This is a genomic window from Curtobacterium sp. SORGH_AS_0776 (assembly GCF_031453355.1).
In the GTDB taxonomy this organism is placed as follows: Bacteria; Actinomycetota; Actinomycetes; order Actinomycetales; family Microbacteriaceae; genus Curtobacterium.
On the sequence record NZ_JAVIYU010000001.1, the window covers coordinates 1089060 to 1115899 of the forward strand.

Consider the following 26840-nt stretch of genomic DNA (forward strand, 5'->3'; position numbering starts at 1 on the left):
CCCCTCCATGATCACTCCCCGGAGCGCTCCTCGCCAGCGACCTCCTCGATCGTGAGCGCTGCCTGGATGAGCGCCAGGTGCGACAGCCCCTGCGGGATGTTGCCCATGAACGTGCCGTCCTCGCTGATCATCTCGCTGAACATGCCGACGTCGTTCGTCTGCTCCACCATCTCGTCCATGAGGTCGCGGGCGTCGTCGACCCGTCCGACGCAGGCCATCGCGGCTGCGAGCCAGAACGAGCACGCCACGAACGGCGACTCCTCGGACTCCATGCCCGAGTACCGGTACACGAGCGGGCCGTGCTGCAGCTGCTCCTCGATCGCCCGGATGGTCGACTCCATGCGGGGACCCCGGTCGAAGGCGCTCATCGCGTGCAGCAGGATCGACGTGTCCAGCTTGTCGGAGCCAGGGTACATCACGTAGTACCCGCGTTCCTCGTCCCACCCGTGCTCGGCGACCCACTGCTCGATGAGCTCGCGGTTCTCGATCCACTTGTCGCGCGGCCCGTCGATCATCCCGGCCTCGTGCAGCTCGGCCGCGGCGTCGAGCGCCTGCCAGCAGCCGATCTTGCTCGAGACGTAGTGCTGCGTGTCCTGGAGCTCCCACATGCCCGAGTCCGCCTCCTCCCACCGGTGGCAGGCGTCGTCGGCGAGCTCCTGCAGGACGGCCGCGGTCTTCCGGTCGAGGACGTTGCCGGCGCGGACGTACTGGCGCAGGATCTCGAAGACGTCGCCCCACACCCCGAGCTGCAGCTGGTCGCCGGCGCGGTTCCCGATGGTGACGGGGCCGATGCCGTTCCAGCCCGGGACGTCGCGCTCCTCGACGCCGTCGCTCTTCGAGCCGTCGAGCTCGTAGAAGATCGGCATGTCCTCGTCGTGCTCGGCGATCGTGCGCATCACCCAGGACACCGCGGCGTGGGTCTCCTCGCGCAGCCCGAAGCGGGTCAGCGCGTGCACCGTGTACGACAGGTCGCGTACCCAGGCGAACCGGTAGTCCCAGTTCTTGCCGCCGGTGCGGTCCTCGGGCAGGCTCGTCGTCGGCGCCGCTGCGATCGCGCCGGTCGGCGAGAAGATGAGCAGCTTGAGGGCGAGGGCGCTCCGCTGCACCGGCTCGGCCCACGGCCCGTCGTACGAGAACTCCTCCGACCAGGTCGCCCAGTTGTCGATCGTCCGGTCCATCGCCTGGAGCGCGCTCTCCGGCCGGGGCATGAAGATCGGCTCGTCGTGGGTCCCGACGATGGTCAGGATGTGTTTCGAGCCCTCGGCGGTGGTGAAGCGGCCGGAGAACCGGGGCCCGTCGTCGTGCACGGGCTCGAAACCCTGCTCGACGATGGCGATCGTGATGCCGTCGATGCCGATCACGGCGCCGTTCGCGGTGTCGAGGCGTCGCGGTTCGGCCGTGTTGAGCAGGGTCCCCGGCACCACCGCCCACTCCATCTCGACCGTGCCGTCGACGCCCTGCACGCACCGGGCGACCTCGGCCCAGGGCAGGCGTCCCGCGACGCCGGTCACCATCGCGTCGGTCACGGTCACGGAGCCCGACCGCGTGGTCCAGGTGGTGACGAGCACGTTCGTTCCCGGCAGGTACTCGCGCGAGACCCCGGCGTCGGCGTCGACCGGCCGGAGGGCGATGTGTCCGCCGTGCTCGGCGTCGAGGATGCTCGCGAAGACCGGTGGCGAGTCCATCGAGGGGATGGGCAGCCAGTCGATCCGGCCGTCCCGTGCGACGAGCGCCACCGTCCGACCGTCGCCGATCGCGCCGTAGGACCGGAGCGGTGCGTAGCCGTCGGTGCGCTCCTCGTGGTCGATCACGTCAGGGGTGTCTCGGGTCCGCTCGGTCATGGTCCCAGCCTGCCCGCGCCCTGGGCCCGACCATCAGGCGGGCGTACCCCGCTGTGGAGGACGCCCGCCGTTCCTCCGGGCTGTGGAGGAGCCGTCAGCGGGCGCCGCCGCCCGTCGAGGCGACCAGGTGGTCGAGCAACGTCCGTCGCCACGGGACGGACGACCAGCCGTGGTCGGCGCCCTCCACCGCAGTGAACGTCGCCCCGGGGAGCACCTCGCCGTAGCGCTGCCCGTACCGGACGGGGACGATCTGGTCCGCGGTGCCGTGCAGGACCTCGGCGGGACCGGTGTAGCGGTCGATCGTCGCGTACACGTCGAGGCCGGCCGTCACCTCGTCGATGAACGCCGTGCCGAGGGCCATGCCGCCGAAGTCGAACCAGCCCTGTTCCCGTGCCCGGGCGAGCGGCTGGCCCTGGATCCGGTCGTGCCGTGCGATGTCGTCCACGACGACACCGGCCGGTGACCACAGGGTCAGCGTCGCGACGAGTTCCGGCACGCGTGCGGCCGCCATGGCGGACTCCACCGCCCCGAGGCTGTGCGCCACGACGTGCACGGGCCCGGCCGCGTCCGCCGCGAGCGTGCGGATCATCGCGACGACCTGGTCGACCTCGTCGCCGATGGTGATGTCGGCGAAGTCGCCGTCGCTCGTCCCGTGCCCGAGCCGGCTGTACGACCGGACCGTGGAGCCGTGCTCGGCCAGGGTGCGCGCGGTCTGCACGAACAGCTGCTGTCCGCCGGTGTCCGTGCTGCCGAAGCCGTGCACGAGCAGGGCCGCGGAGCCGTTCCGCGCGACGGTGCCGAGCTGCCAGCCGCGGAGGGTGCGACCGCCGTGCCCGAGCGTCACCGGGGCGAACGCGCGCATCAGTTGGACCGGTCGGCGAAGCCTGCGGGCAGGTCGCCGGGCGCGGTGTCGACGACGGTCTCGTCGTCCTCGCCGACGTGCTCGAACAGGGTGATGTGCGCGAACTCGGGCACGACGTAGATCGGGTAGGTGGGCCCCTGGTCGCGGTACTCGCGCATGCGGTCGAGGTGGTCGTTCTGGAACAGCACCGTCTTGCTGCCGTCCTCCTCGACCCAGTGCGGGAAGAAGATCGTGCCGTGCAGGACCCGCTCACCGGGGACGACCGTGACGACGACGCTGGTGCCGGTCGGTTCGTTCCAGGACACCTTGTAGACGCCCGCGGTGAGTGCGACGAGGTCGACCTGCTGGTCCTTCACCCATCGTCCGCCGACCATGCCGGAGTGGATGCGGTAGTCGATCGTCGTCGCGTTCTTGACGTACATCTCGTACTGCCACCCGTTGGCGTACGTGTAGATGAAACGGTGCCCGACGATGCCGGAGAGGTCCTGTTCGGGGACGGGGTGTTCGACGCTGGTGGTGATGTCCATGGTTCGAGTTTGCTCCCGAACAGCGTTTGTTGCAAGCGCATTTCCGATGACTACCCTGGGAGTGTGGACGAGCAACCGGACGACCCCGACCTGCCCCGGGTGGCGCGGCGGTTGAGCGCGGAGATCGGCCCGTTCCGTCGGACACTGCTCGCCACGGCCCGCCGCTCGGTGGCCCTGCCCGACATCCCCGACGCGCAGATCGAGGTGCTCCGGCGTCTGGGGGAGGACGGGTGGTCGAGTCCCACCGCGCTGGGCCGGTCGCTCGGGCTCGCGCGCTCGACGGTGAGCAACCTCGTCCAGGCGATGGAGCGGGACGGTCTGGTCGAGCGTCGTCTCGCGCGTGGTGACGGGCGGAGTACCGAGGTCGGGTTGACCGGCCTCGCCGAACGCCGCCTCGCGGACTACGACGCATCCGCCGAGCGGGTCCTCGTCGACGCGATGGACGCGCTCTCCGAGGGCGACCGGCGAGCGCTCGTGGCGGCCGTGCCGGCACTCGAGCGCCTGCGAGCACGACTCGACGAGCGCGGGGGCGCCTGACCCACCCCGACCACCGGGTCCAGCGCATCCCGGGCGTGTCGCGCTTGTGCACCCCGGGCGTGTCGCACTACTGTCGTCCTCCTGCCCATCGGCAGGACCGCCCGTCCCGGGCACCACCGGAAGGACCGCGCGTGCGCACCGTGCAGCACCACGAACAGCGAGTCGAGCTCCAGCTCGACACGCTCGCCGTGCTGCCCGAACAGCGCAACCAGCAGCAGTCCGACCGCTATCCCGCGTAGGCACGCGACGTCACCCGACGCCCCGTGCCCACCCGGCCCGGGGCGTCCTCTCCACGACGCTGCCCTCCGAACGCCACGCCTCGTGGTGCCGGACGGCAGCAGGACCCCGCTCCGGACCGTCACCGAAGACCGTCACGAAAGCGAGACGAAGCAATGGAGAAGATCACCGACCGGCTGCTGAGCTGGGCCTCGATGCTCGAGGAGAACACCGAGCAGCAGGCCCGCACGACCGCTCGCATGCCGTTCGTGTTCCCGCACCTGGCCCTCATGCCGGACGCCCACCTGGGCCTCGGCGCCACCGTCGGGTCGGTCATCCCGACCCTCGGCGCGGTCATGCCGGCAGCCGTCGGCGTGGACATCGGCTGCGGCATGATCGCGGTCCGGACCCAGTTCACCGAGGCCGACCTGCCCGACGACCTGCAGGAGCTGCGCGAGCAGATCGAGCGGGCGATCCCGCTGTCGGCCGGTGCGTCGAACCGGAAGATCGTCGCCACGGCCGAGCCCCGGATCGCGGAGCTCGAGACCATGGCCGAGGCAGCCGGGTTCGACCCCGCGGGAGCGCACGGCGGCTGGCGCAACCAGCTCGGCACGCTCGGGTCCGGCAACCACTTCATCGAGGTGTCCCTCGACGAGGCGGACCGCGTCTGGCTGTTCCTGCACTCCGGGTCGCGGGGTGTCGGCAACAAGATCGCCCAGCGACACATCGCGGTCGCCAAGAAGGCCATGCAGCGCTGGTGGATCGAGCTGCCCGACCCCGACCTGGCGTACCTGGTCGAGGGGACCCCGGAGTTCGACCGGTACATCGCCGAGCTGCGGTGGGCCCAGCACTTCGCGCTCCTCAACCGCGAGGAGATGATGGACCGCGTCGTGCGGCAGCTGTCCGAGGCCGTCGGCACGCCCGTCGACGAGCAGGAGCGGATCAACTGCCACCACAACTTCACGCAGCGCGAGACGCACTGGGGGAAGTCGGTGTGGGTCTCCCGCAAGGGCGCGATCCAGGCGCGGGCCGGGCAGCCCGGGCTCATCCCCGGGTCGATGGGCACCGCGTCGTACGTCGTCGAGGGGCTCGGCAACAAGCCGTCGCTCGAGTCGTCGCCGCACGGTGCCGGTCGGCTGTTCTCGCGGAGCGCCGCCCGGCGGACGTTCACGCACGACCAGCTGCGCGAGGCGATGGTCGGCATCGAGTACCGCGACACGGACGCGTTCCTCGACGAGATCCCGGCGGCGTACAAGCCGATCGACCAGGTCATGGCCGACGCCTCGGAGCTCGTGTCGATCCGGCACACGCTGCGGCAGGTCGTCAACGTGAAGGGCGACTGACGTCGCCGCCACGCAGGGTCGGGAGGCGCGGTGCGGGCCCGCACCGCGCCTCCCGTCTGCCAGACGGCCGGGTGTCACCGCCCGTGCCGGACACGGCCCGTTCCGTCGGGCACGCTCGATGGCGTGAGTGAACAGGCGGAACAGGCGGCCCGGAAGACCGGTCGTGGAGCGAAGCGCGTGGCCGACAGCCGGTGGTTCGAGCTGACGGCGCGCGCCGGGTTCGTCGGCAGCGGCATCGTGCACCTGCTGATCGGCTACCTGGCGATCCTGCTCGGCGTCGGCAACGCGTCGTCGGGCAGCGAGACCGACCAGTCGGGTGCGCTGCAGCAGCTCGCCGCGGTCCCCGGCGGGGTCGTCCTGCTCTGGGTCATGGCCGTCGGTTGTGCTGCGCTGACGATCCGGCTGGTGCTCGAAGCCGTGGTCGGTGGGAGGACGGACAGCGCCCGCGCCTGGGGCAACCGCTTGAAGAACGTCGGGAAGGCCGTGGTCTACGGGGTCATCGCGTACTCCGCGGCGTCCTACGCGGTCGGAGCCGGCACGAGTTCGAGCGGGTCCTCGCGGAGTGCTGCCGCGAAGGCGCTCGCGACGCCCGGCGGCGTGTTCCTCCTGCTGCTCGTCGCCGCGGTGGCCGTCGCGATCGGCGTCGGCCTCGTGGTGATCGGCTGCCGCCGCTCGTTCTGGAAGCAGCTCGTGCGCCCGCGCCAGCCGCTCGAACGCGTCGTCACCGTGCTCGGCGTCGTGGGGTACGTGCTGAAGGGGATCGCCGTGGTGGTCGTCGGCGTGCTCATCGCGGTCGCTGCCTTCCGGAGCGACCCCGACCAGGCGACCGGACTGGACGGGGCGTTCGACGCCCTCCGCTCGATGCCGGGCGGGGCGGTCGTGCTCGTCGCCGTCGGCATCGGGTTCGTGGCCTTCGGCGTCTACAGCTTCTTCCGCGCCCGCTACGCTCGCCTCTGACACGGACACGGTGGACGCGCACGGAGGCGGCACCGGTAGACCGGTGTCATGAGCAGCAGCGCGACGACCGGACCCGTGACCGTCTTCTCCGACGCCGGAGCCGTCCTCGCGGAGAGCATCGTGTGGGACCCCGGGACGAACGAGCTGCGGTGGGTCGACATCACCCTCGGCACCCTCACCACCGCGGACGCCCACGGCACGGTCACGTCCACCGTGCAGCTGCCGCCCCCGCTCGCGAGCTTCCAGCCCCGCGCGGGCGGTGGCTTCGTCGCGGCCCTCGGCGACTCCGTCGTCGTGACGGACGCTCAGGGCGTCGTCGAGCGTGAGATCGCCCGGGTCGAGCACGCCACGGCCGGCCTCCGGTTCAACGAGGGCAAGTGCGACCCGTTCGGCCGGTTCCTCGTCGGCAGCATGAACCTCACCACGGGGGAGCCGGACGGTGCCCTGTACTCGATCGAGCCGGACGGCACCACGAGACTCCTCCGCGGCGGCTTCGGCGTGACGAACGGCATCGAGTGGTCGGAGGACGGCACGGTCATGTACGTCACGGACACGAGCGCGTCGACGATCTACCGCGGGTCGTACGGCCCCGACGGGGAGCTCGGCGAGCTCGAGCCGTTCGTCGTCGGGTCCGCGCACGACGGGCTGGTCCGCGACGACGAGGGCTGCTCGTGGAGCGCGGTCTACGGCGGCGGTCGGGTCGAGCGGTACGGTCCGGACGGATCGCACCTCGAGACCGTCGAGCTCCCGGTGCCGAACGTGACGTCGGTGGCGTTCGGCGGCCCGGACATGTCGACGCTGTTCGTCGCCTCGGCGCGGGAGAACCTCACCGAGGAGCAGCTCGTCGCGCACCCGCACTCCGGTGCCGTCCTCGCGGTGCCGACGCGGGTGCACGGGTTCCCCGCGAACACCTTCAGCGGCTGACGGGGCGCCGACGGCGGGATCGGGGGCACCGCGGGTATCCTGGGCGATCGCCCGAACCGAGGAGCGACGCCCGACCCGAGGAGACCGAAGTGGACGACGAGCACACGGACGCGACACCGGACCCCGCGAAGCGACTGGACGAGGCCGAGAACGCCGACGTCACGGTCGAGGTCGACCGGGTCGCGGTCGACGGCACGTACGTGCGCGTCAGCTCCGTCGGCGAACCCGGCGACCGCGCCTTCCTGCTCGTCGCGGGGCTCGGCATCGCCGCCACGTACTACGAGCGGCTCGCCCCGCACCTCAACGAGAACGGCCCCGTGCACGCCCTCGACCTGCCCGGCTTCGCCGGTGTCCCGCGCTTCCGCGGGAAGGTCTCGATCGAGCGGTACGCCGACGCGGTCGAGAAGGTCATCGACGACCTCCGACTCGTCGACCCGGTGCTCGTCGGCCACTCGATGGGCACCCAGGTCGTGACCGAGGTGGCAGCGCGTCGTCCGGAGATCTCCGACCTGGTGCTCATCAGCCCGGTGGTCGACTCGCACGCGCGCACGGTCCGGCAGTCGGCGTTCCGGTTCCTCCGGTCCACGTTGCACGAGCCGGCAGCCGTCCGCTGGCACGGCATCACGGCGTACGCCCTGTGCGGCTGGCACTGGTTCTCGAAGGTGTTGCCGCGGATGATCGCCTTCCCGATCGAGGAGCGCGCCGCCCACGTGCAGGCACGGACGCTCATCGTGCGCGGCGAGCACGACGCGATGGTCCCGCGGGACTGGGTGCGCCGGCTCGCCCGCGTGTTCCCGTACGCGGTGCTGCGCGAGGTCGTCGACGGCGCGCACTCGGTGATGCACGCGCAGGCGGACGCGGTCGCCCAGCTCGCCGTGGACCACGTGGCCGGACGGCTCCCCGACCGCGGGGTGTCCTCGCTCCAGCGCGTCCGCGACGACTCGACGGCGTCGGACCTGTCCCGGCTCGGCCCCCGCGAGGCCTGGCTGCTCGTCAAGTCGCGCTTCGTCGAACTGCTCGGCATGGCGAAGAACGACGACGAGACGCTCGAGGCGGCGAAGTCGGCGCACGCGGTCGCGATGGCGGACGGCGACGACCTGCCGGTCGACCCGGCGGATCGCCGCGAGATCGTCGACGAGGTGGCTCCGGAGACCCGCAAGGCGGGCTGATCCCGCGGACCGGCCCGCGGACGGACGCGACCGACCGGAGACGCGGTGCCGGTCTCGTGGACCGGCACCGCGCCTCCAGGGTGGACGCGACGCTACGGCGTGATGCGCCCGATCAGCATGTCCGGCGTGAGCGCGTGGGCATCGGCGAGGACCTTGCGGGCCTCGTCGGTCTTGTCCCAGACGTTCCAGAGCAGGACGCCGCGCACGAGGTCGTCGTCGTCGAGGTAGTAGACGACACCTGTGACGGTCGGTTCCTGCCAGTCCTCGACCGTGCGCAGCTTCGTGGTGACCTGCCCGACCGCCTCGTACCCCATGTCGAAGACGTCGGAGTAGAACATCGGCGTGTGGTCGTACGTCTCGTCGGCGTCGGCGAGGTTGCGCCCCGCCTGCCGGCCCTGCTGCTGGGCGTTGTCGACGTGCTCGACCCGGCGCGTGCCGAGGATCCGGTCGGGGTACTCGGCGACGTCGCCGGCGGCGAACACCGAGTCGTCGTCGGTGAGGAGCGTCGAGGACACGACGATGCCGTCCCGCACGGTGAGTCCGGCGTCCGCGGCGAGGCGGGTGGCCGGTTCGATGCCGAGTCCGACCACGACCGCGTCGGCGGACACCTCGGACCCGTCGTCGAGGGTCAGCGTGACGCCACCCTCGTGCTCGGTCCCGTGGTCGACGCGGCGCCCGAGCCGGAGCTCCACGCCGTGGTCGACGAAGCGCTGCTGGAACGCCCGGGCGAGGTCCTCCGGGAACATCCGGCCGCCGACGACCTCGTCCGGGTCGACGAGCGTCACCCGGGCGCCGTTCTGCACGACGCCGGCCGCGATCTCGGTGCCGATGTACCCGCCACCGACGACGGCCACGTGGGCCCCGGCGTCGGCGAGCTCACGGAGGCGTCGGTAGTCGGTGGCGCTCCGGTAGTCGAGCACCCGGTCGGACGGCGACAGCCCGGGGAGCCCACGGGGCGTGCCGCCGGTCGCGAGGAGCAGCCGCTCGTAGCCGTGGGTCTGCCCGTCCGAGGTCGTGACGGTCTTCGCCGCGCGGTCGATCGCCGTCACCGCGGTGCCGAGCACGAACGTCGCGCCGGTCTCCTCGGTGTGCAGGTCGACCTTCTCGTCCCAGCTGAAGTCCGGGTCGGTCCACAGCTTCTTCGAGAGCGCCGGCCGGGCGTACGGCCGGTCGACGTCCTCGCTGATGATGCCGATCGAGCCGTCGGCATCGAGTTCGCGGACACCGCGGGCAGCGGCGTCGGCGACCATCCCGCCGCCGACGACGAGGTAGCGGAAGTCGGTCATGGCGTCTCCTAGATCGTTGCGACCGAGCCGGAGTCGACCCGGTAGTTCGAGCCGTTCACGAAGCTGGCGAGGTCGGAGCAGAGGAACGCGATGACGTTCGCGACCTCCTCCGGCTCGCCGCGACGCTGCAGCTCCATGTACGGGCGCTCGTCGTCGAGGAACGACGCGATCGCCTCGTCGAAGGTCTGGCCGGTCTCCTCGGCGCGCTTCTTCATCATCGCGTCGGTCATCGGCGTGTGGATGAACGCCGGCGACACGGTGTTCACGAGCAGGCCCTCCTTCGCGTAGGTGCGGGAGAGGCCCTTCGCGAAGGACAGCACCCCGGCCTTGGCCGCGCAGTAGGGGAGCTCGTCGTCGTACGGCTGCGACGCGTCCTCGGACACGAGGTAGACGATGCGACCCCAGCCGCCCTGGCGCAGGTCGCCGATGAACTCACGCGTGATCCGCACCGGCCCCATCAGGTCGACGTCGATGGTGTCGAGCCATCCCTGTTCGTCGATCTCGTGGAACAGGCCCTGGGCGCCCGTGACGCCGGAGGACTGCACGAGGATGTCGATCTCGCCGACGGCGTCGCGCACCCTGGTGTGCAGGTCGGCCAGGCTCGCGGCACTCGTGACGTCCGCGGCGAAGGCGTGCAGCCTGCCGTACGGCGCCTCGAGCTGATCGGCGCTGTTGTCGAGCTGCGACTGGTCGAGGTCCGACACGACCACGGTCGCACCCTCCGCGAGGAGGATGCGAGCCGTGTTCCAGCCGATGCCGGAGTCCGCGCCGAAGACCAGGGCGGTCTTGCCCTGGATCCCGAGGTCCACCTGGTGGCCGCTACGCGTGCGCCGAGGCGTCCGCGACCGCGGGCGTGGTGGCCGAGGCGAGCGGGGTGCTCGGTGCGCGGTTCTCGGCCGAGACCATCCACGCGAGCTGCTCGAGGCGCTCGATGAAGCCGTGCAGCAGGTCGGCCGTCGTCGGGTCTTCCTCGTCGACCTCGTCGTGGACGTCGCGCATGGTGCCGGTCGCCTGGTAGAGGCGGAGCGTCACCTGGTCGATGGCGTCGTGCGTGGTGATCTCGCCCTCGGGGAACTGGTCGAGGTGGCTCGACGCCGCGACGGTGCTCGAGCGGCCGTCCGGGACCGCGTACAGGGCGCGCATGCGCTCGGCGGTGTCGTCGGCGAACTCACGGGCGGCGTCGACGATCTCGTCGAGCTGGAGGTGGAGGTCCCGGAAGTTGGTCCCGAGGATGTTCCAGTGGGCCTGCTTGCCCTGGACGTGCAGGTCGATGAGGTCCACGAGGACCGCCTGGAGGTTCTTGGCGAGCTTGTCCGATGCGTGCATGATCGGTTCCTTCCGCGTTGGTGGCCGGTACCACACCGGTCTACGCGGTGCGGCAGGACGTCCGCTCAGAGGACGCGTCCCCCGTGGTCCGATCAGTGCGTGACGGCGGGGTCGACCTGGTCGACGGCGGAGCGCATCTGCTCGAGGAACACGGCGACGACGCGGGCGTCCTCGGGGGAGAGTCCCTCGGCGATGCCCATCATCCGGCGGTGCATGATGCCGAGGGTCGCGCGGACCTCTTCGTCGGTCTCGGTGGTCGGGGTGATCACGAGGGCGCGGCGGTCGGTCGGGTGCGGGTCGCGGCGGACGTGGTTCGACTTGACGAGGCGATCGATGAGGATCGTGGTCGAGGCGGACGAGATCTTGAGGTACGCCGCCAGGTCCTTCGGCTTCACGGTGCGCCCGGCGCGCTGCGCCTGCAGCAGGAAGCGCACCGCGAGCAGGTCGGTCTCGCCCATGCCCATCGAGTCGCGGGTGCGTCGACGCATCGCGGTCTCGGCGGCGCGGTACCGGCGGAGGGCGTTCAGGACGGTGACGCCCCGCTGGGTCGCGTCGTCATCGGGGAACCAGTACCCGGACGCTTCCGTGATCTCCTGCGTGGACATGGCGTTCAGGGTAGCCCGTCTCGTTGCTAGAGCGTCTAGGGATCTCACGGGATGCGGTCTCCCGCACCCGTGGACGGATGGGAGGCGCGGTGCGGGCCCGCACCGCGCCTCCCGTCCGTCGTCACGTGCGTGACGTCGTCAGGCTGCGGCCTGCTCCTCGGTCGCCTCGGCGAGCGCGGTGAGGGCGCCCTGGACGAGCGTGGTGACCTCGGCGTCCTCGCGCGGGTGGGTCTCGGCGAACCGGACCACCGACTGCGGGATGGCGACCTTGACGTCCTCGAGGACCTTCGCGCCGGCGATCCCGGCGACCTTGCGGGCGTCGTCGTGGGCCCAGACGCCGCCGAACTGGCCGAAGGCCGAGCCGATGACGGCGAGCGGCTTGCCGGACAGCGGCGAGGCGCCGAACGGACGCGAACCCCAGTCCAGCGCGTTCTTCAGGACGGCCGGGATGGTGCCGTTGTACTCGGGGGTGACGAGCAGGACGGCGTCGGCGGCGGCCACCGCGTCGCGGAAGGCGACGGCCGAGGCGGGCGGGGTGTCGCCGTCGATGTCCTCGTTGTAGAAGGGCAGGTCGACGATGCCGTCGAAGGTCGTCAGCTCGATGCCCTCCGGGGCGTGGTGCGCAGCCGCCTCGGCGAGCTTGCGGTTGATGGACTCGGCGCGGAGGCTGCCGACGAGGGCGAGGACGTTCGTCATCGGGGATCCTTACTGGTTCTGTGACGGAAAGGTGTCATCGACAACCAATGCGTGCGCGTGGACCCCTATTCCCGGTCCGGTGGATCGTCGGTACGTTGGCGACGTGAGCACGCTTCGGACGCCGGCCAGCACGCCCCGCACGACCGACCCGGACTGGTGGCGGAACGCCGTCGTCTACCAGGTCTACCCACGGAGCTTCGCGGACACGGACGCCGATGGCCTCGGCGACCTCGCGGGCGTGACGAGCCGCGTGCCCTACCTGGCGTCGCTCGGCGTCGACGCGGTCTGGCTGTCGCCGTTCTTCCCCTCCCCGCTGGCGGACGGCGGCTACGACGTCGCCGACTACCGGGACGTCGACGACCGCCTGGGCACACTCGACGACTTCGACGCACTGGTCCGTGCGCTCCACGAGCACGACATCCGGCTGATCGCGGACATCGTCCCGAACCACACCTCGGACGAGCACGCGTGGTTCCGTGCCGCGCTCGCCGCGGCCCCGGGTTCGCCGGAACGCGCTCGGTACGTGTTCCGGGACGGTGCCGGTGCCGACGGGTCGCTCCCGCCGAGCGACTGGGTGTCGAACTTCGGCGGCAGCGCCTGGACCCGCGTGCCCGACGGCCAGTGGTACCTGCACCTGTTCGCCCCCGAGCAGCCGGACCTCGACTGGTCGAACCCGGAGGTCCGTGCCGACTTCGAGGACACGCTGCGCTTCTGGTCCGACCGCGGGGTCGACGGCTTCCGGGTGGACGTCGCGCACGGCCTGGCGAAGGACCTGTCGACCCCGTACCGTCCGTCCGACGAGCACCACCTGCCGCTCGACGGCTCCGATCCGCTCTACGACCGCGACGAGGTGCACGAGATCTTCGCGGCGTGGCGCCGGGTGCTCGACGAGTACGACCCACCACGAGCCGCCGTGGCGGAGGCCTGGGCGCCCGCGCCGCGCCGCGTGCTCTACGCCCGGCCGACCGAGCTCGGGCAGGCGTTCAACTTCGACCTGCTCGAGGCGCCGTTCGACGCCGCGGCGTTCCGGGGCATCATCGAGCGGAACCTGTCGGCGTCGGCGCAGTCCGGGGCGTCGAGCACGTGGGTGCTGTCGAACCACGACGTCGTCCGGCACGCGACCCGCTACGGCCTGCCGGACGGCACGGACACCGACGCGTGGCTCCTGACCGACGGCACGACACCGTCGCTCGATCGTGCGCGGGGGCTCCGGCGGGCGCGGGCGGCGACGCTGCTGATGCTGGCGCTGCCCGGTTCGTCGTACGTCTACCAGGGCGAGGAGCTCGGGCTGCAGGAGGCAGCGGCGATCCCGCACGAGGCGCTGCAGGACCCGAAGTGGATCCGCACCGGGCACACCGTCAAGGGGCGGGACGGGTGTCGCGTGCCGATCCCCTGGACGACGTCCGGGCCGTCGTTCGGGTTCGGGGCGGTCGCACCGCACCTGCCGCAACCGGCCGACTTCGGGGCGTCCTCGGTCGAGGCGGAGGACGGCGACCCCGCGTCGACCCTCTCCCTCTACCGCGCGGCGACCGCCGCCCGACGGGACCTGCAGCGGGGCGAGGACCTCGCGTGGATCGAGGCGCCGGACGGGATCGTGGCGTTCGCGCGGCACGACGGGTGGCGTTCCGTCACGAACTTCGGGACCGAGCCGGTGCGGCTGCCCGCCGGCGAGGTCGTCGTGTCGTCCGGTCCGCTCGGCGACGGGGTGCTCCCCGGGGAGACCACCGTCTGGCTGCGCTGAGCCGGACTCTTCCTCCACAGCCAGGAGGCGCGGGGACGCGTTCCACAGATCGGCCGACGCCCGCCTGACGGGGACCCTCCGGTCGCGACGATCGGGGCATGACAGCTCCCAACACCCCGCCGGGCGGTCGACCGCCCGCCAGGTCACGCCGGCTCCGCCGCGTCGCGGCCGTCGCGTCCGTCCTGACCGTGCTCGGTGTCCTCGCGGCACCCGGCCTCGTGCCGTCCGCCTCCTCGGCCGACGAGCTCGCCTTCCCCTACGAGAACCAGTTCGCCACCGCTGCCGGCGGCGCCCTGCACGGCGACGCGGCGATCGTCGACGGTCGGCTCCGGCTGACCGACGACGTCAAGGACCAGGCGGGGGCGTGGTCGATGCACGACACGTTCCCGTCCGACCTCGGGCTCGAGATCGAGTTCAGCTACGCGATGTACCGCGACGTCGACGACCCGGGTGCCGACGGCCTGCTGCTCTTCCTCGCGGACGGCGCGGCCGAGCAGGGCGTCGGGTCGTTCGGCGCCGGGCTCGGCTACGCGTGCCGGCGCGAGGCGTCCCAGGGCGGTGGCCTGTCCTGCGACCTGCCCGGGGTCCCCGGCGGCTTCGCCGGCATCGCGGTGGACCACTACGGCAACTTCTCGACGCCGATCAACTACTCCGGACCCGGGGCGCGGCCGGACACCGTGTCGATCCGCGGCTCCGGCGACGGGGTGCTCGGCTACCGCTGGGTCGGCGCGGCCCCCGCTCCCGGTGGCACGGAGACCGCCGGGGCGACGCTCCGGAAGGTCCGCGTGACCCTGCTCCCCGGGGACGCCGGGGAACTCGCGGTCACCGTCCGGCTGCAGGACGGGGACCGGATGCGGACCGTGCTCGACCGGGTCCCCCTGCACGGCGACGGCCAGGCACCGCTGCCGAGCACGCTCCGCCTCGGGTTCGCGGGGGCGACGGGCAGCCACGTCAACGTGCACGAAGTCGACGCCCTGCGCGTCTGGACGCCGACGGACGTCACCGTCACACACGACCTCGCGCCGAGCGTCCCGGCGGGTGCCGACGTCGAGTACACGGTGACCGCTCGGAACGCCGGCGTGAACGCGTCGGACCCGAGCGCGCTCGAGGTCGACGTGCCCGACGCCCTGCGCGACGTCACGTGGACCTGCGCGGCGGCCGCTGGGTCGTCGTGCGGGACCGAGTCGGGCGCCGGCGACGTCGCCACCGATCTCGGCCTGCCGCGCAACGGGACGGCCACGGTGACGATCAGCGGCCGCACCGCCGACGACGCGGAGGGCACGCTCGAGAGCGTCGCCACGATCCGACCGGCGCCCCGGACCGCCGACACGAACGAGGACGACAACACCTCGGCGGCGAGCACCACGGTCGCCGCCCGGGTGGACGCGCACGTCGAGACGGACAAGTCCGTGTCCCCCTCGACGGCGGTCGAGCCCGGTGACGAGGTCGAGTACACGATCACCGCCCGCAACCGGGGCCCGGGTACCGCCGAGGACGTCGGGGCGGTCGACGAACTGCCGAGCGCGATGCGGTTCGTCGGGTCGCCGGACGACTGCACGGCCGAGGGGCAGGACGTGACCTGTCGCTCCGGTGCCGCGCTCGCCGCGGGGGAGACCGTGTCGTTCCGAGTCCGGGCGCAGCTCGACCCGGCGTACTCCGGGGACGGGTCGGACGTGGTGAACGTTGCGACCGCGACGTCGCCGAGCGATCCGGACGGCGGCGACCCCTCGCCGGGCGTCGGGATCGTGGTGGTCCCCGGCGGCGGCGGTGGTGACGGCGGCGACGGCGGCTCCGACGGGCCGGGTGACGGCGGGGACGCTGACCCGGGCCCGCGCGACCGGACGCCCGACGGCCGCGGGGCCCGTCCCGCCGGGGACGGTGGAGACGGCGGGGACGCCGGGCCGACTCGGACCGGAGCGCTCGCCTACACCGGCACGGAGGACCTCGGCGTGGTCGCGGCGGTGGCCGCCGTCGGTGTTGCGGCCGGGGCGACGTGCTGGTGGCTCGCGCGGCGGCGTGCGCGCCGACGTTCGGCGGAAGACGAGGTCGGGTCGACGCCCCGCTGACGCCTGCTGGTTCGAGCATCCTCAGCGGCCGATCGCCCCGCGCGGTCGGCCGCTGCACCGTGCGGCGGTAGGATCGAACCACGATCCGCATGCCCGAAAGAGGTCTCGTGTCCGACTCCGTGGACGACTCCGGCCAGCGCGCGCGGTACTGGCCGATCCCCGTCCTCCGGGCCGTGCCAGCCGCGATCGTGGCCATCGTCATCACCTTCTCGTCCAACCACGCGGCGGGCTACGGCCTGCTGCTGTTCGGTGGGTTCGCGGCGGTGGACGGACTCGTGCTGCTGCTCGCGGGGACGACGCGGCTCCCGGCGGACGGACGGTCGCGCCGGACGACCCTCCTGCAGGCGGTGATCACCCTCGTCGCCGCGGTCGCCGCGTTCGCGTGCAACGGCCTCGGCCTGCCGGCGTTCATCGCGGTCGTCGTCGCCTTCGCCGTCCTCACCGGGGCGTTCGAGCTCACGCAGGGGCTCCGCGCCCGTGGGCGTTCGCCGTTCGCGCGCGACTGGACGACCGTCGGCGGCCTGACGCTGCTGCTCGCCATCGCCTTCCTGGTGACGCCGCCCGACTACTCGCAGGAGCTCGGCGGTGTCGAGCGGGTCACCGGCACGCTGGACGCCTCGATCGTCCTCGTCGGCCTGCTCGGCGCCTACCTCGCCATCACCGCGGTCTTCCACGTGATCGCCGGCCTCTCGCACAAGTGGGGAACGGCGGCCCCGGCCGCAACCCCGGACGGAGCACCACACGCATGACCACCCCCAGCCGTCGCGACCGCCTGCGCCCGGTCGAGCTCCTCGGGATCTCCGCGATCGTTGCGGTCTTCACCGGGCTCGTCGTGCTGCTCGCCACGCGTGAGCTCCAGCTCGCCGCGATCTTCCTCGGCATCGCGTTCATCGTCGTCGTGGTCGTCCTCGCGATGCTGCAGCTCGCGTCGACGAGCGACCAGGACGACAACGACATGCTCGGTGGTCACAAGGCCCCGGGTGAAGGAGACGGCAACGACTTCCACTGAGTCGGAGGCCGCCCCCGCGGTGCCGTCACGGCGGCCGTTCCAGGGCGACCCGGGCCTGCCGCACCGGTACCGGCACCGGTACCTCATCCTCGCGGTCTGCTGCATGAGCCTGTTCATCGTCTCGATGGACGCCACCGTGATGAACGTCGCCCTGCCCTCGATCGGGCGTGAACTCGGCAGCTCGATCTCCGGGCTGCAGTGGACGATCGACGCCTACACGCTCGTCCTCGCCAGCCTGCTGCTGCTCTCCGGCTCCACCGCCGACCGCATCGGCCGCCGCACCACCTTCCAGATCGGGCTCGCGCTCTTCACGGTCGGGTCGCTGCTCTGCTCGCTCGCGCCCGGCGTGGGCTGGCTCGTCGTCTTCCGCATGGTCCAGGCGGTGGGCGGTTCGATGATGAACCCGGTCGCGATGTCGATCATCACCGCCACCTTCGACGACGCGAAGGAGCGTGCCCGTGCCGTCGGCGTCTGGGGTGCCGTCGTCGGTGTGTCGATGGGGCTCGGTCCGCTGGTCGGCGGCGCGCTGACCGACACCGTCGGCTGGCGCGCGATCTTCTGGATCAACGTGCCGATCGGCATCGCGGCGATCGTGCTGACGTTCCTGTTCGTCCCCGAGTCGAAGTCGCCGGAGCCCCGACGGCTCGACCCCGTCGGCCAGGTGCTCGTCATCGTGCTCCTGGCGACGCTCGTCGGCGGGCTCATCGAGGGGCCGCGGCTCGGCTGGACGTCACCGGCCGCCCTCGGGCTGTTCGTCCTCGCCGCAGCGTCCCTCGTCGTGCTCGTCGCCGTCGAGCGCCGTCGCCGCGAACCGCTCATCGACGTCCGGTTCTTCCGGAGCATCCCGTTCTCGGCCGCGGTCGTCACCGCGATCGGCGCGTTCGGCGCGAACGGGGCCTTCCTCTTCCTCAACGCGCTCTACCTGCAGGAGGTCCGGGGCATGTCGCCGTTCCAGGCCGGCCTGTGGACGCTGCCCGCCGCGGTCGCGACGATGCTCGTCTCGCCGCTGTCCGGGCGGCTCGTCGGCTCTATCGGCACCCGGGTCCCGCTCGTCCTCGCCGGCATCGGCGTCGGCGGCGCCGGGGCGATCCTCACGACGATCGACGCCACGACCCCGATGTGGGTGCTCGTCGTCGCCTTCGTGCTGTTCGGGTTCGGGTTCGGCATGGTGAACGCGCCGATCACGAACACGGCCGTCTCGGGCATGCCCCGCGCGCAGTCCGGGTCCGCCGCGGCCGTCGCGTCCACGAGCCGGCAGACCGGGGTGTCGCTCGGGGTCGCACTCGCCGGCACCGTGACCGGCGCGAGTGCGGTCGCGACCGTCGGCGCCGGGTTCGCCGTGGCCACGCACGCGATTTGGTGGATCGTCGTCGGGATCGGAGCGGGGATCGTCCTCGTCGGGTACCTGTCGACCTCGGCTGCGGCGAAGCGCTCGGTCGCCGGCATCGCGCACCTGCTCGACGCCTGACCCGCTCGGACGACCGACACGCCCGGGATCACGTTTTCGCCACGGTCCTGTCACGATCGCGCGTGCAGCCGACACCTCTGGAGTGAAGGAGGTGGGATGTGGACGTGACGACCGGCACCGACACGGACGAGGCGATCGTCCGTGCGATGGCACGGGGCGACAAGAACGCGCTCGCCCGGGCGTTCGACCGGTACGCCGCGACCCTCACCCGCTACACCTGGGCACTCGTCGACGACCGCCAGGACGTCGAGGAGATCGTGCAGGACGCCTTCCTGACGCTCTGGCAGCGTGCCGAGACCCTCGAGCTCCCCGCGGACACGATGCTCCCGTGGCTGCTCGTCGTCTGCCGGAACCACGCGTTCAACACCGGCCGGAAGCAGGCCCGCCGTCGCGCCGACGAACTCCCCGAGCAGCTCGCCGCACCCGAGGACCACGCCGAGGCCCGTGAGCGCCTCCGCTGGGTCCGCGACGAGATCGCCGCGCTCCCCGAGACCGACCGACGCATCTGCGAACTGTGCCTCCTCGAGGGGCACTCCTACGCCGAGGCCGCCGAGATGCTGGGCCTCAGCGTCGGTGCGGTCACCCAGCGGGTCTCCCGCTCCCGACGCCGACTCAAGAAGGTGGTGATGCACGATGAACACTGAGCCCCCCGAGGGAGACGACCTGCAGCGCATGCTCGTCTCGATGAAGCAGAACGTCCTCGAACGTGCCACCCCGCGTCCGAAGCGGCGTCGGTTCCGTCCGGGCATCGCGCTCGGCGTCATCGGCCTGCTGGCGATCGGCACCGCAACGGGCGCCGTGGCCCTGTCGCTGTCGCAGCAGGAGTCGCCCGTCGCCGCACCCACCCGGACGCAGCAGCCGGAGCCGTCGCCCTCCGCGACGACCCCGACGTCGGCGCCGATCACCCAGCGCCCGACACCACGCCCGACCCCGGTCAACACGACGGCGACGATCCCGACCGACTGCCGGGCACTCGTCCCGGCGTCCGACTACGACCGACTCTTCGGTGGGACACCGCTCGTGCAGATCAAGCCGTCGCTGCCGGACACCCCGGAGGAGTACCGCGACCTCGAGCGGGAGACGGGCGACGACGTCTCGCTGCGGTGCTCCTGGCGGGACCCCCAGGCAGACGTGACCGGGCTGGGGATCACGGCCGGTGAGTCGACCCCCGAGGCGATCAGCGAGAACCTCGCCGTCATCCGAGGGGAGGGCGGGACCTGCAGCGAGCGCGATCACGGGACCTTCTGTCAGACCGTGTCCAACGTCGAGCCGTACGACGTCGATCGCGCGTACACGTACTACACGCGCGGCACGGCATGGGTCGTGATCGAACAGACCAACTTCCCGACCGACAACCTGCTGGGTGCGATCGTCGGGGAGATCTGGGGGGACTGACGGCCTGGAGGCGCGTGGCGGGGACGACCCGCGCCTCCAGTCCGTCGGTGGGGTACGACCGGGATCCGGCCGCTCAGCCCGGCTGCGTAGCGACGTCGACGCGCGCCGCCACGATGTCGCGCGCCAGCGTGCGCACCGCGCGGTTCGGCTCCGGACTCGTCCGCATCGCGAGCCCGATGCGCAGGGGATCGACCTCGTCCTCGAGCTCGAGCACCGCACCGTCGTGGCGCACCCCGGAGTCCGGGACGACGCCGACACCGAGGCCGGCCGACGCGAACCGGATCACCGCGGGCATGTCGTTCATCTCCGCGACGATCCGCCGCCGGATCCCGAGCCGCTCCAGCGCGGTGTCGAGGATGATCCGGTTGCCGAAGCCGTGCGCCGTGTCGATGAACGGCTCGTCGGCGAGCTCCGCGAGCGAGACCGAGCGACGACCGGCGAACCGGTGGTCGGCGGCGGTGAAGACCCGGAACGGCATCTCTCGGAGCGGCGCCACCTCGACCCCGGCCGGGACCGCCGGGAGGCCCGTGTAGGCGATGTCCAGCCGCCCGGCGACCAGGTCCTGCACGAGCCCGGTCGTCCCGGAGGGCGAGGTCATGAGCTCCACCGCGACCAGCGGGTGCCGCTGCCGGAACCGTCGCAGCACGCCCGTGAGGTCGACGATGTCCATGCTCGTGAAGATGCCGAGCCGGACCCGTCCCCGCAGGTCGGCGTCGTCGACGGTCGCGAGGTCGTGCATCCGGTCGAGGGACTCCAGCACGGCGCGGGCGTGGGGGAGCAGGTCCTCACCAGCGGTCGTCAGCACGAGGTGCCGTCCGGTGCGGTCGAACAGCCGGACCCCGAAGCTCCGCTCGAGTGACGCGATCCCCGCGGACACCGTGGACTGCGCCGCCCAGAGCCGTTCGGCGGCGCGGGTGACGCTGCCCTCGGCGGCGACGGTGACGAACTGTTCGAGCAGGCGGGTCTCCACCGGCTCAGTATCGATCAGGTCGATGGACGTCATCAAGAGGATCCGTTGGACTCGATGGGTGTTCGGCGGGACGATCGGAGCATGTCAACCGCCACCGCATCCGCTCCCACGTCGTCGACCGCCGCCACCGCGAGCGAGCGCGTCGCCGCCCCGCGCGGACGACGAGCGCACACGCGCCGTCGGCACGGCGTCGGGTTCTGGGCCGTGGCGTTCGCGTTCCTCGCGGTGATGGCGTTCGCGACCGTGCCCGCACCGCTCTACGTCATCTACCAGGCACGCGACGGCTTCCCGACCTTCACGACGACCGTGGTCTTCGCGGCGTACGGCGTGGGTGTCGTCGGCTCCCTGTACCTCGCCGGACACCTCAGCGACGTGCACGGACGGCGCCCGCTCATCCTCGTGTCGGTGGCGCTCGAGCTCGTCGCAGCGGTGCTCTTCCTGCTCTGGAACGACGTCAGCGGCCTCATCGTCGCCCGGCTCGTGACCGGCCTCGGGGTCGGGCTCCTGACGGCGACGGCGACCGCGCACCTCGGCGAGCTGCGGGTCCGGGCGACGGGCTCGCAGTCGTCGGTCGGCGGGGCGGGCGTGGTCGCGGGGGTCGTGAACCTCGGCGGGCTGTCGCTCGGCGCCCTCGTCGGAGGAGCGCTCGCGGAGTTCGTCGGGCAGCCGCTCATGGTGCCGTACGTCGTGTTCGTCGTGGCGCTGGCCGTCGCGTTCGTGGTGGTGCTCGCCGCCCCGGAGACCGTCGACCGTCCCACGTCGCCCGTGCCCTACCGCCCGCAGCGACTGCAGGCACCGGAGGGGCAGGCCGGAGCGTTCTGGACCGCCGGCACCGCCGCGTTCGCCGCGCTCGCGGTGCAGGGACTCTTCACCTCGGTCGCGCCGACGTTCCTCGGGACGACCTTCCACGTGACCGACCGGCTCGCCGCCGGAGCCACGACGTTCGGGGTGTTCGCCGCGAGCGCGGTGTCGCAGATCGTCTTCGCCCGGCTGTCGCAGCGGGCGCAGATCCGTCTCGGGATGGTCCTGCTCGTCGGTGGTCTGGTCGTCCTGGCCGGTGCCGCGGTGGTGCTGCAGGTCGCCGGGTTCATCGGTGGCGGGGTCGTCGCGGGAGCCGGCGTCGGGCTGCTGTTCCGCGCGTCGATCGGCAGCGCGGGCGCCCTCGTCGGCCCGGAACGTCGCGGCGGTGTCCTCGCCGCGACCTTCCTCATCGCCTACGCCGGGCTGACCGTGCCGGTGGTGGCGGTCGGCGCCGCGCTCCTCGTGCTGCCGACGCTGCCCGTGCTGCTCGGGTACGTCGTGTTCGTGGTCGTACTGGCCGTCGTCGCCGGCACCCGCCTGGCGGCGCGGGCCTGAGCGCTGGTCCGCGTCCCGCGCGTCGGCCGCGTTGCGCGTTCGGCCACGTCGAACCACGTTTCCGACATCGCACCACCGCTGGGGCGCGGTGCGATGTCGGGAACGTGGTTCGACTGCGTCCCGCGGCCGGTCCAGGAGGCGCGACACCCGTCCGGCATACTGGGCGCGTGTCCCAGAAGCGCAACCGTTCCGTCATCACCGGCGTCGCCGCCGTGCTGGCCGCCGGCCTCGTGGCCGGTGGCGTCGCACTGACGGCGCAGCGCGGTGCGGACGACCCGGTGCTCGGGGGCACGGCGGCCAGCGTCGTCCCGAGCGCGACCGCCGGCGGGGACGCGACGAAGGACGGCACGGTGACGATCACCCGCACCGGCCCGGACCTGCCCGGCGACGCCGTCCTCGCCCGCTGCGACACGAGCACCCGCGAGACCGTGGCCCGGTACGACACCGAGGCGCTCGGCACGGTCGTGCTGCAGTGCGGGAACTCCGGCCAGGGCTACGAGCACATCCGCGTCCGCCACACCGCGGACTGGGAGGACGTCGTGACCGGCCACGGCTCCCGGGACTGGGACGACGCCATGCTCACCGCGGTGCAGTCCGCCCTCGAGGCACCGGCGACCGGGTACCCGCAGGACGCCGGCGACGGCAAGGTCTGCTTCGCCGCTCCCGTGCGGTTCGACGACGGGTCCCGCCCCGCGGCCGAGCCGTTCGTCCGCGTGATCGTGTCGGCCACCACCGACCGCGTGATCACGGCGTTCCCCACGAGCGACGGCGGCTGCTGACCTCGTCCCCGGCGACGGTGGCGCGCCGGGCACCGCCTAGGCGTGCACCTCGTGCTCGTGCCGCCGGTGCGACGCCGGCTCCAGCTGGAACGTCGAGTGCTCCACGGGGACGTCGAAGTGCTCCGCCACGCACTGCTGCAGCTCGTCGAGGATCCGCGGGGCGTGCGCCGTCGAGAAGCACTCGTCGTCCACCACCACGTGCGCGGTCAGGTTCGGCACCCCGGTCGCCACGAGGGTCGCGTGCAGGTCGTGCACGGCGATGACGTGGTCGAGCTCGAGGATGTGCCCCCGGACGTCGTCGAGGTCGAGCCCCGGGGGCGTCGACTCGAGCAGGACGTTGGCGGTCTCGCGCAGCAGCCGGATGGCCCGCGGCAGGATGAGCAGCCCGATCAGGATCGCCGCGACCGAGTCGGCACGCTCCCACCCGGTCAGCATGAGGACGACCGCGGCGGCGATGACCGCGACGGAGCCGAGGGTGTCGTTGAGGACCTCGAGCCGGGCGGCCCGCGAGGTGAACCCCTCGCCGGAGGCCCGCAGCAGCACGGCGTACGCCACGAGGTTGCCGACGAGGCCGATGATCCCGAACACGAGCAGCGGACCGGAGTGGATCTCGGCCGGCACGAACAGCCGCTGGATCGCCGAGATGATCACGTAGACGCCGACGGCGAGCAGGATCGCCGCCTGCGCCGTGGCCCCGAGCACCTCGGCACGCTGGAAGCCCCACGTGCGCTGCGCGGTCGGCGAGCGTCGTGCGAGCCGCGTCGCCACGAGGCCGATGCCGAGCCCGCCGGTGTCGACGACCATGTGCCCGGCGTCGACGAGCAGGGCGAGCGATCCGGTCACGACGGCACCGACGACCTCCGCCAGCAGGATCGTCGCCGAGATGCAGAACGCGATGAGCAGTGCGCGCTCGGACGCGTGCCCGTGCGAGTGCCCTGCTCCGTGGTCGTGTCCCATGCGCATCATCGTAGGGATCCGTACCGACGACATGCCAGGATCGGGACGTGACCCGGTCGCCCTACGAGCTGTCCACACCGCCCGACGTGCTGGCCCGGTTGCACCCGCGACTGTCGACGTACTTCGGTGCGGTCCCGCCCGGACACGTCGGCCGTGGCGAGGGCGTCTTCGACGTCGTCGGCACACCCCGCCGCTGGCTCTGGCCGGTGCTCGCGTGGTTCGCCCGCGACGCCGTCATGTTCCCGGTCTGGGAACGGGACGTCCCCTTCACGGTCGAGAACCGCCCGGCTCGCGTCGGTCGCGGGCCGGCGGTCCAGGAGGGTCGGGTCGCCGTCCGCGCGCACCGCACCTTCCGCTTCCGTTCCGGCACCCGAACGATGGTCGACGCCATCACCGCCGGACCCGACGGGCTCGTCGACCACCTCGGTCGCCGTGGGCGCGTCAGCGCCCTGCTCCGGGCCGAGGTCGACGCGCACGGCCCGGACGCGGGCGCCCTGCGCCTGGTCTCCACCCGTGTGTCGTTCCGTGCGCTGGGACGCGAGGTGCGCCTCCCGAGCCGCATCGCACCGCGTGTGACGCTCGTGGAACGATTCGATGACGATGCCGACCAGCAGCGCGTGTCCCTGGTGCTCTCGGCCCCGCTGGTCGGCACGCTGTACCGGTACGAGGGGGCGTTCCGGTACGAGATCGCGCCGGACACAGGACGGGGATGAGATGAGCGACCACAAGGGCCGCGCCGTGATCGCGGGGGCGAGCGGTTTCGTCGGGCAGTACCTGCAGGACGCCTTCCGCGACGAGGGCTACGAGGTCGTCACGATCGGCCGCACCGGGGACGCCGTGTGGGGCAACACCATGCGGATCCGGGAGCTCGTGGACGGGGCCGCACTCGTCGTGAACATGGCCGGCAAGAGCGTCAACTGCCGGTACGGGCGCCGGAACCGGGCGGAGATCATCCGCTCCCGGGTCGACACCACGCTCGAACTGGCCGAGGCGATCCGCACGAGCGAGCACCCGCCGCCGCTGTGGGTGAACGCCTCGACGGCGACGATCTACCGGCACGCCGACGACCGCCCTCAGGACGAGGCGACCGGGGAACTCGGCGAGGGGTTCTCGGTGTCCGTGGCGACCGCGTGGGAGGACGCCCTGTCCGCGATCGACCTGCCCGGCACCCGCCGCGTGGCGCTCCGGATGGCGATCGTGTTCGGCGACGGCAGCGCCCTCGTGCCGTTGCTCCGGCTGGCGCAGGCGGGACTCGGCGGGCCGCAGTACGACGGCCCGTGGTTCCCGACGCGCTCCCGGCTCCGTGCCGGCACCTACCACGTGAACCGGCACACCCGGGGCCGGCAGCGGTTCAGCTGGGTGCACATCGCGGACGTCGTCGGGGCGATCCGCTTCGTCCGCGACCACGAGGACATCGACGGCGCGGTCAACGTGTCCAGCCCGAACCCGTCGGACAACCGCACCGTGATGGCCACCATCCGGGACGCCGTCGGGCGACGCTTCGGGATCCCGACGTGGCGGTGGATGCTCGAGCTCGGGTCGTTCGCGATCCGGACCGAGACCGAGCTCGTGCTGAAGAGCCGGTGGGTGGTGCCGACGCGCCTGGTCGAGGCCGGGTACGAGTTCCGCTACCCGCACCTGCGCGGCGCACTCGCCGGGATCATCGCGGAGCGTCGGCAGCACCGGGGCTGAGCGCCGGCGTCCGCGTCGGCGGGGGCGGGTCGCCGAGGTCGCTCGAACTGCCGCCCAGCCCGTCGGCGGGCGGCACGTCGTGCGACCTCGGCGGAGCGTCCGCGGCGTGTGGTGCGACCTCGACCGGTGACGACGCCGGGCGGGACCACGCGGGGCGGACCCGCGCCGGGCGGACTCGTCCCGGGCCGGACCGCGCGGGGCGGGACGACCACAGCACGGCCGCCACCACGACGACCCCGGCCGCGATCTCCACCGCGTCCGGTACCTCCCCGAACGCCACCCACGAGGCGAACACCCCGACCACGGGCACGAGCATCGAGAACGGCGCGACGGTGCTCGACGGGTACGCCGCCATCAGCCGCGACCAGATGCCGTACCCGACGAGGGTCGCCACCAGCACGATGTAGAGCAGCCCGAGGTCCGCCGGAAGCGCCTCCGCGGTGAACGCCGTCCCGAGCGCGTTCCCGATGCGCGACGGCCCCTCGACGACGAACGACAGGACGGCCATCGGCACCGGCGGCACGATCGACCACCACAGCGTCAGGTGCAGCGGGTTGGCCGCCCCGGCCCGACGGGTCGCGACGTTGCCGATCGCCCACCCGAGCGCCCCGCACAGCGCGAGCACGACGGGCAGCAGCGCCGCCGCCTGCGCCCGGTGCACGGCGATCGCCGCCAGCGCCGCCACCGCGATCGTGACCCCGATCACCTGCCGGCCGGTGAGTCGCTCGCGCAGGAACACCCCGGCGAGCACGACCGTGAACGGCGCCGACGCCTGCAGGACGAGCGACGCCAGCCCGGACGGGAGCCCTGCGGCCATGCCGAGGTACAGGAACGCGAACTGCAGGACGCCGAGCCCGAAGCCGACGAGCAGGAGCCGGCCGAACGGGATCCTCGGACGCGGGACGAGCAGCACGGTCGGGATCGCGAGCAGCGTGAACCGCAGCGCGGCGAGCAGGAACGGCGGGAAGTGCTCGAGGGCGAGGGCCGTCGCGGGGAAGTTGAGCCCCCACACGACGGCGACGACCACGGCGAGGAGACGGTCACGGGTGCGCACGGGTCGATCGTGACGCAGCCGCACCGTTCAGCACCAGCGAAGAGTTCCGCACCGACGTTGTAGG

General features: G+C 72.4%; 27 protein-coding genes. 16 read left to right on the forward strand and 11 right to left on the reverse strand.

Translation table 11 applies throughout. The annotated features are described in order from the left end of the window. Positions 1 to 11: 11 nt before the first annotated feature. The 3 genes from QE359_RS05565 to QE359_RS05575 form a co-directional block, all read right to left on the reverse strand. Positions 12 to 1841 (reverse strand): glycoside hydrolase family 15 protein, encoded by a 1830-nt coding sequence (locus QE359_RS05565; protein ID WP_309778129.1) that lies wholly within the window; start codon positions 1839 to 1841, stop codon positions 12 to 14. A gap of 94 nt (positions 1842 to 1935) precedes the next feature. Next, on the reverse strand, positions 1936 to 2703 hold the full coding sequence (locus QE359_RS05570) for an alpha/beta fold hydrolase (RefSeq protein ID WP_309778130.1): 768 nt from the start codon (positions 2701 to 2703) through the stop codon (positions 1936 to 1938). Beyond that, positions 2703 to 3230, reverse strand: coding sequence for a phenolic acid decarboxylase (locus QE359_RS05575; RefSeq protein WP_309778131.1), 528 nt, complete (start codon positions 3228 to 3230; stop codon positions 2703 to 2705). The genes QE359_RS05570 and QE359_RS05575 overlap by 1 nt, the downstream gene beginning before the upstream one ends. 63 nt (positions 3231 to 3293) lie before the next feature. Here QE359_RS05575 and QE359_RS05580 point away from each other — a divergent pair, with 63 nt between their 5' ends. From QE359_RS05580 to QE359_RS05600, 5 genes are all read left to right on the forward strand, one after another. Further along, positions 3294 to 3767, forward strand: a complete 474-nt coding sequence (locus QE359_RS05580) for a MarR family winged helix-turn-helix transcriptional regulator (RefSeq protein ID WP_309778132.1) — start codon at positions 3294 to 3296, stop codon at positions 3765 to 3767. A gap of 392 nt (positions 3768 to 4159) precedes the next feature. Continuing rightward, positions 4160 to 5326, forward strand: coding sequence for an RtcB family protein (locus QE359_RS05585; protein ID WP_309778133.1), 1167 nt, complete (start codon positions 4160 to 4162; stop codon positions 5324 to 5326). A 123-nt stretch (positions 5327 to 5449) separates the two neighbouring features. After that, the gene (locus tag QE359_RS05590) at positions 5450 to 6283 is read left to right on the forward strand and encodes a DUF1206 domain-containing protein (RefSeq protein WP_309778134.1); all 834 of its coding nucleotides are present in this window, start codon (positions 5450 to 5452) and stop codon (positions 6281 to 6283) included. Between the two features lie 48 nt (positions 6284 to 6331). Beyond that, on the forward strand, positions 6332 to 7207 hold the full coding sequence (locus tag QE359_RS05595; protein WP_309778135.1) for an SMP-30/gluconolactonase/LRE family protein: 876 nt from the start codon (positions 6332 to 6334) through the stop codon (positions 7205 to 7207). Positions 7208 to 7296: 89 nt separating this feature from the next. Next, a complete protein-coding gene (locus QE359_RS05600; RefSeq protein ID WP_309778136.1) occupies positions 7297 to 8376 on the forward strand; it encodes an alpha/beta fold hydrolase in 1080 nt (359 codons plus the stop codon). 92 nt (positions 8377 to 8468) lie between these two features. Here QE359_RS05600 and QE359_RS05605 read toward each other — a convergent pair whose 3' ends face one another. From QE359_RS05605 to QE359_RS05625, 5 genes are all read right to left on the reverse strand, one after another. Next, a complete protein-coding gene (locus tag QE359_RS05605) occupies positions 8469 to 9662 on the reverse strand; it encodes an FAD/NAD(P)-binding oxidoreductase (RefSeq protein WP_309778138.1) in 1194 nt (397 codons plus the stop codon). Between the two features lie 8 nt (positions 9663 to 9670). Further along, a complete protein-coding gene (locus tag QE359_RS05610) occupies positions 9671 to 10471 on the reverse strand; it encodes an SDR family oxidoreductase (RefSeq protein ID WP_261646949.1) in 801 nt (266 codons plus the stop codon). Between the two features lie 10 nt (positions 10472 to 10481). After that, positions 10482 to 10988: a Dps family protein gene (locus QE359_RS05615; RefSeq protein ID WP_144756919.1), complete on the reverse strand. Its 507-nt coding sequence runs from the start codon at positions 10986 to 10988 to the stop codon at positions 10482 to 10484. Positions 10989 to 11080: 92 nt separating this feature from the next. Further along, complete coding sequence (locus QE359_RS05620; protein ID WP_070417171.1) at positions 11081 to 11593, reverse strand: MarR family winged helix-turn-helix transcriptional regulator; 513 nt, start codon at positions 11591 to 11593, stop codon at positions 11081 to 11083. A gap of 138 nt (positions 11594 to 11731) precedes the next feature. Then, positions 11732 to 12289, reverse strand: coding sequence for an NAD(P)H-dependent oxidoreductase (locus tag QE359_RS05625; RefSeq protein ID WP_309778140.1), 558 nt, complete (start codon positions 12287 to 12289; stop codon positions 11732 to 11734). Positions 12290 to 12392: 103 nt separating this feature from the next. Here QE359_RS05625 and QE359_RS05630 point away from each other — a divergent pair, with 103 nt between their 5' ends. The 7 genes from QE359_RS05630 (at position 12393) to QE359_RS05660 (ending at position 19968) form a co-directional block, all read left to right on the forward strand. After that, complete coding sequence (locus QE359_RS05630; RefSeq protein WP_309778141.1) at positions 12393 to 14030, forward strand: glycoside hydrolase family 13 protein; 1638 nt, start codon at positions 12393 to 12395, stop codon at positions 14028 to 14030. 98 nt (positions 14031 to 14128) lie between these two features. Continuing rightward, positions 14129 to 16096 carry a lectin-like domain-containing protein gene (locus tag QE359_RS05635; protein WP_309778143.1) on the forward strand — a complete coding sequence of 656 codons (1968 nt, stop codon included), beginning with the start codon at positions 14129 to 14131 and terminating at the stop codon, positions 16094 to 16096. A 107-nt stretch (positions 16097 to 16203) separates the two neighbouring features. Then, a complete protein-coding gene (locus QE359_RS05640) occupies positions 16204 to 16845 on the forward strand; it encodes a DUF308 domain-containing protein (RefSeq protein WP_309778144.1) in 642 nt (213 codons plus the stop codon). Beyond that, on the forward strand, positions 16842 to 17105 hold the full coding sequence (locus QE359_RS05645) for a hypothetical protein (protein ID WP_309778146.1): 264 nt from the start codon (positions 16842 to 16844) through the stop codon (positions 17103 to 17105). The genes QE359_RS05640 and QE359_RS05645 overlap by 4 nt, the downstream gene beginning before the upstream one ends. Next, a complete protein-coding gene (locus QE359_RS05650) occupies positions 17077 to 18573 on the forward strand; it encodes a DHA2 family efflux MFS transporter permease subunit (protein WP_309778148.1) in 1497 nt (498 codons plus the stop codon). Before QE359_RS05645 ends, QE359_RS05650 begins: the two co-directional genes overlap by 29 nt. Positions 18574 to 18677: 104 nt before the next feature. Continuing rightward, positions 18678 to 19217: a sigma-70 family RNA polymerase sigma factor gene (locus QE359_RS05655; protein ID WP_309778151.1), complete on the forward strand. Its 540-nt coding sequence runs from the start codon at positions 18678 to 18680 to the stop codon at positions 19215 to 19217. Continuing rightward, positions 19207 to 19968: a hypothetical protein gene (locus tag QE359_RS05660; protein WP_309778153.1), complete on the forward strand. Its 762-nt coding sequence runs from the start codon at positions 19207 to 19209 to the stop codon at positions 19966 to 19968. Before QE359_RS05655 ends, QE359_RS05660 begins: the two co-directional genes overlap by 11 nt. Positions 19969 to 20041: 73 nt before the next feature. On the opposite strand, the gene QE359_RS05665 is transcribed toward QE359_RS05660, so the two are convergent. After that, on the reverse strand, positions 20042 to 20971 hold the full coding sequence (locus QE359_RS05665) for a LysR family transcriptional regulator (protein ID WP_309778155.1): 930 nt from the start codon (positions 20969 to 20971) through the stop codon (positions 20042 to 20044). Between the two features lie 48 nt (positions 20972 to 21019). On the opposite strand from QE359_RS05665, the gene QE359_RS05670 reads away from it, so the two are divergent. Beyond that, complete coding sequence (locus QE359_RS05670; protein WP_309778157.1) at positions 21020 to 22294, forward strand: MFS transporter; 1275 nt, start codon at positions 21020 to 21022, stop codon at positions 22292 to 22294. A gap of 167 nt (positions 22295 to 22461) precedes the next feature. Continuing rightward, positions 22462 to 23073, forward strand: coding sequence for a hypothetical protein (locus tag QE359_RS05675; protein ID WP_309778159.1), 612 nt, complete (start codon positions 22462 to 22464; stop codon positions 23071 to 23073). Between the two features lie 36 nt (positions 23074 to 23109). Here QE359_RS05675 and QE359_RS05680 read toward each other — a convergent pair whose 3' ends face one another. After that, a complete protein-coding gene (locus QE359_RS05680; protein WP_070419278.1) occupies positions 23110 to 24030 on the reverse strand; it encodes a cation diffusion facilitator family transporter in 921 nt (306 codons plus the stop codon). Positions 24031 to 24077: 47 nt separating this feature from the next. Here QE359_RS05680 and QE359_RS05685 point away from each other — a divergent pair, with 47 nt between their 5' ends. Together QE359_RS05685 and QE359_RS05690 are read left to right on the forward strand one after the other, a co-directional pair. Continuing rightward, positions 24078 to 24743 (forward strand): DUF4166 domain-containing protein, encoded by a 666-nt coding sequence (locus QE359_RS05685; RefSeq protein ID WP_309778161.1) that lies wholly within the window; start codon positions 24078 to 24080, stop codon positions 24741 to 24743. A gap of 1 nt (position 24744) precedes the next feature. Then, complete coding sequence (locus QE359_RS05690; protein WP_309778162.1) at positions 24745 to 25722, forward strand: DUF1731 domain-containing protein; 978 nt, start codon at positions 24745 to 24747, stop codon at positions 25720 to 25722. Here QE359_RS05690 and QE359_RS05695 read toward each other — a convergent pair. Further along, positions 25691 to 26776 carry an EamA family transporter gene (locus tag QE359_RS05695; protein WP_309778164.1) on the reverse strand — a complete coding sequence of 362 codons (1086 nt, stop codon included), beginning with the start codon at positions 26774 to 26776 and terminating at the stop codon, positions 25691 to 25693. The genes QE359_RS05690 and QE359_RS05695 overlap by 32 nt on opposite strands. Positions 26777 to 26840 lie beyond the last annotated feature (64 nt).

Coding starts and splice junctions, on each gene's coding strand:
- QE359_RS05565 (WP_309778129.1), bottom strand. CDS start 1,841: ATGACCGAGCGGACCCGAGACACCCCTGACGTGATCGACCACGAGGAG.
- QE359_RS05570 (WP_309778130.1), bottom strand. CDS start 2,703: ATGCGCGCGTTCGCCCCGGTGACGCTCGGGCACGGCGGTCGCACCCTC.
- QE359_RS05575 (WP_309778131.1), bottom strand. CDS start 3,230: ATGGACATCACCACCAGCGTCGAACACCCCGTCCCCGAACAGGACCTC.
- QE359_RS05585 (WP_309778133.1), top strand. CDS start 4,160: ATGGAGAAGATCACCGACCGGCTGCTGAGCTGGGCCTCGATGCTCGAG.
- QE359_RS05595 (WP_309778135.1), top strand. CDS start 6,332: ATGAGCAGCAGCGCGACGACCGGACCCGTGACCGTCTTCTCCGACGCC.
- QE359_RS05605 (WP_309778138.1), bottom strand. CDS start 9,662: ATGACCGACTTCCGCTACCTCGTCGTCGGCGGCGGGATGGTCGCCGAC.
- QE359_RS05615 (WP_144756919.1), bottom strand. CDS start 10,988: ATGCACGCATCGGACAAGCTCGCCAAGAACCTCCAGGCGGTCCTCGTG.
- QE359_RS05620 (WP_070417171.1), bottom strand. CDS start 11,593: ATGTCCACGCAGGAGATCACGGAAGCGTCCGGGTACTGGTTCCCCGAT.
- QE359_RS05625 (WP_309778140.1), bottom strand. CDS start 12,289: ATGACGAACGTCCTCGCCCTCGTCGGCAGCCTCCGCGCCGAGTCCATC.
- QE359_RS05635 (WP_309778143.1), top strand. CDS start 14,129: ATGACAGCTCCCAACACCCCGCCGGGCGGTCGACCGCCCGCCAGGTCA.
- QE359_RS05645 (WP_309778146.1), top strand. CDS start 16,842: ATGACCACCCCCAGCCGTCGCGACCGCCTGCGCCCGGTCGAGCTCCTC.
- QE359_RS05660 (WP_309778153.1), top strand. CDS start 19,207: ATGAACACTGAGCCCCCCGAGGGAGACGACCTGCAGCGCATGCTCGTC.
- QE359_RS05665 (WP_309778155.1), bottom strand. CDS start 20,971: ATGACGTCCATCGACCTGATCGATACTGAGCCGGTGGAGACCCGCCTG.
- QE359_RS05670 (WP_309778157.1), top strand. CDS start 21,020: ATGTCAACCGCCACCGCATCCGCTCCCACGTCGTCGACCGCCGCCACC.
- QE359_RS05680 (WP_070419278.1), bottom strand. CDS start 24,030: ATGGGACACGACCACGGAGCAGGGCACTCGCACGGGCACGCGTCCGAG.
- QE359_RS05690 (WP_309778162.1), top strand. CDS start 24,745: ATGAGCGACCACAAGGGCCGCGCCGTGATCGCGGGGGCGAGCGGTTTC.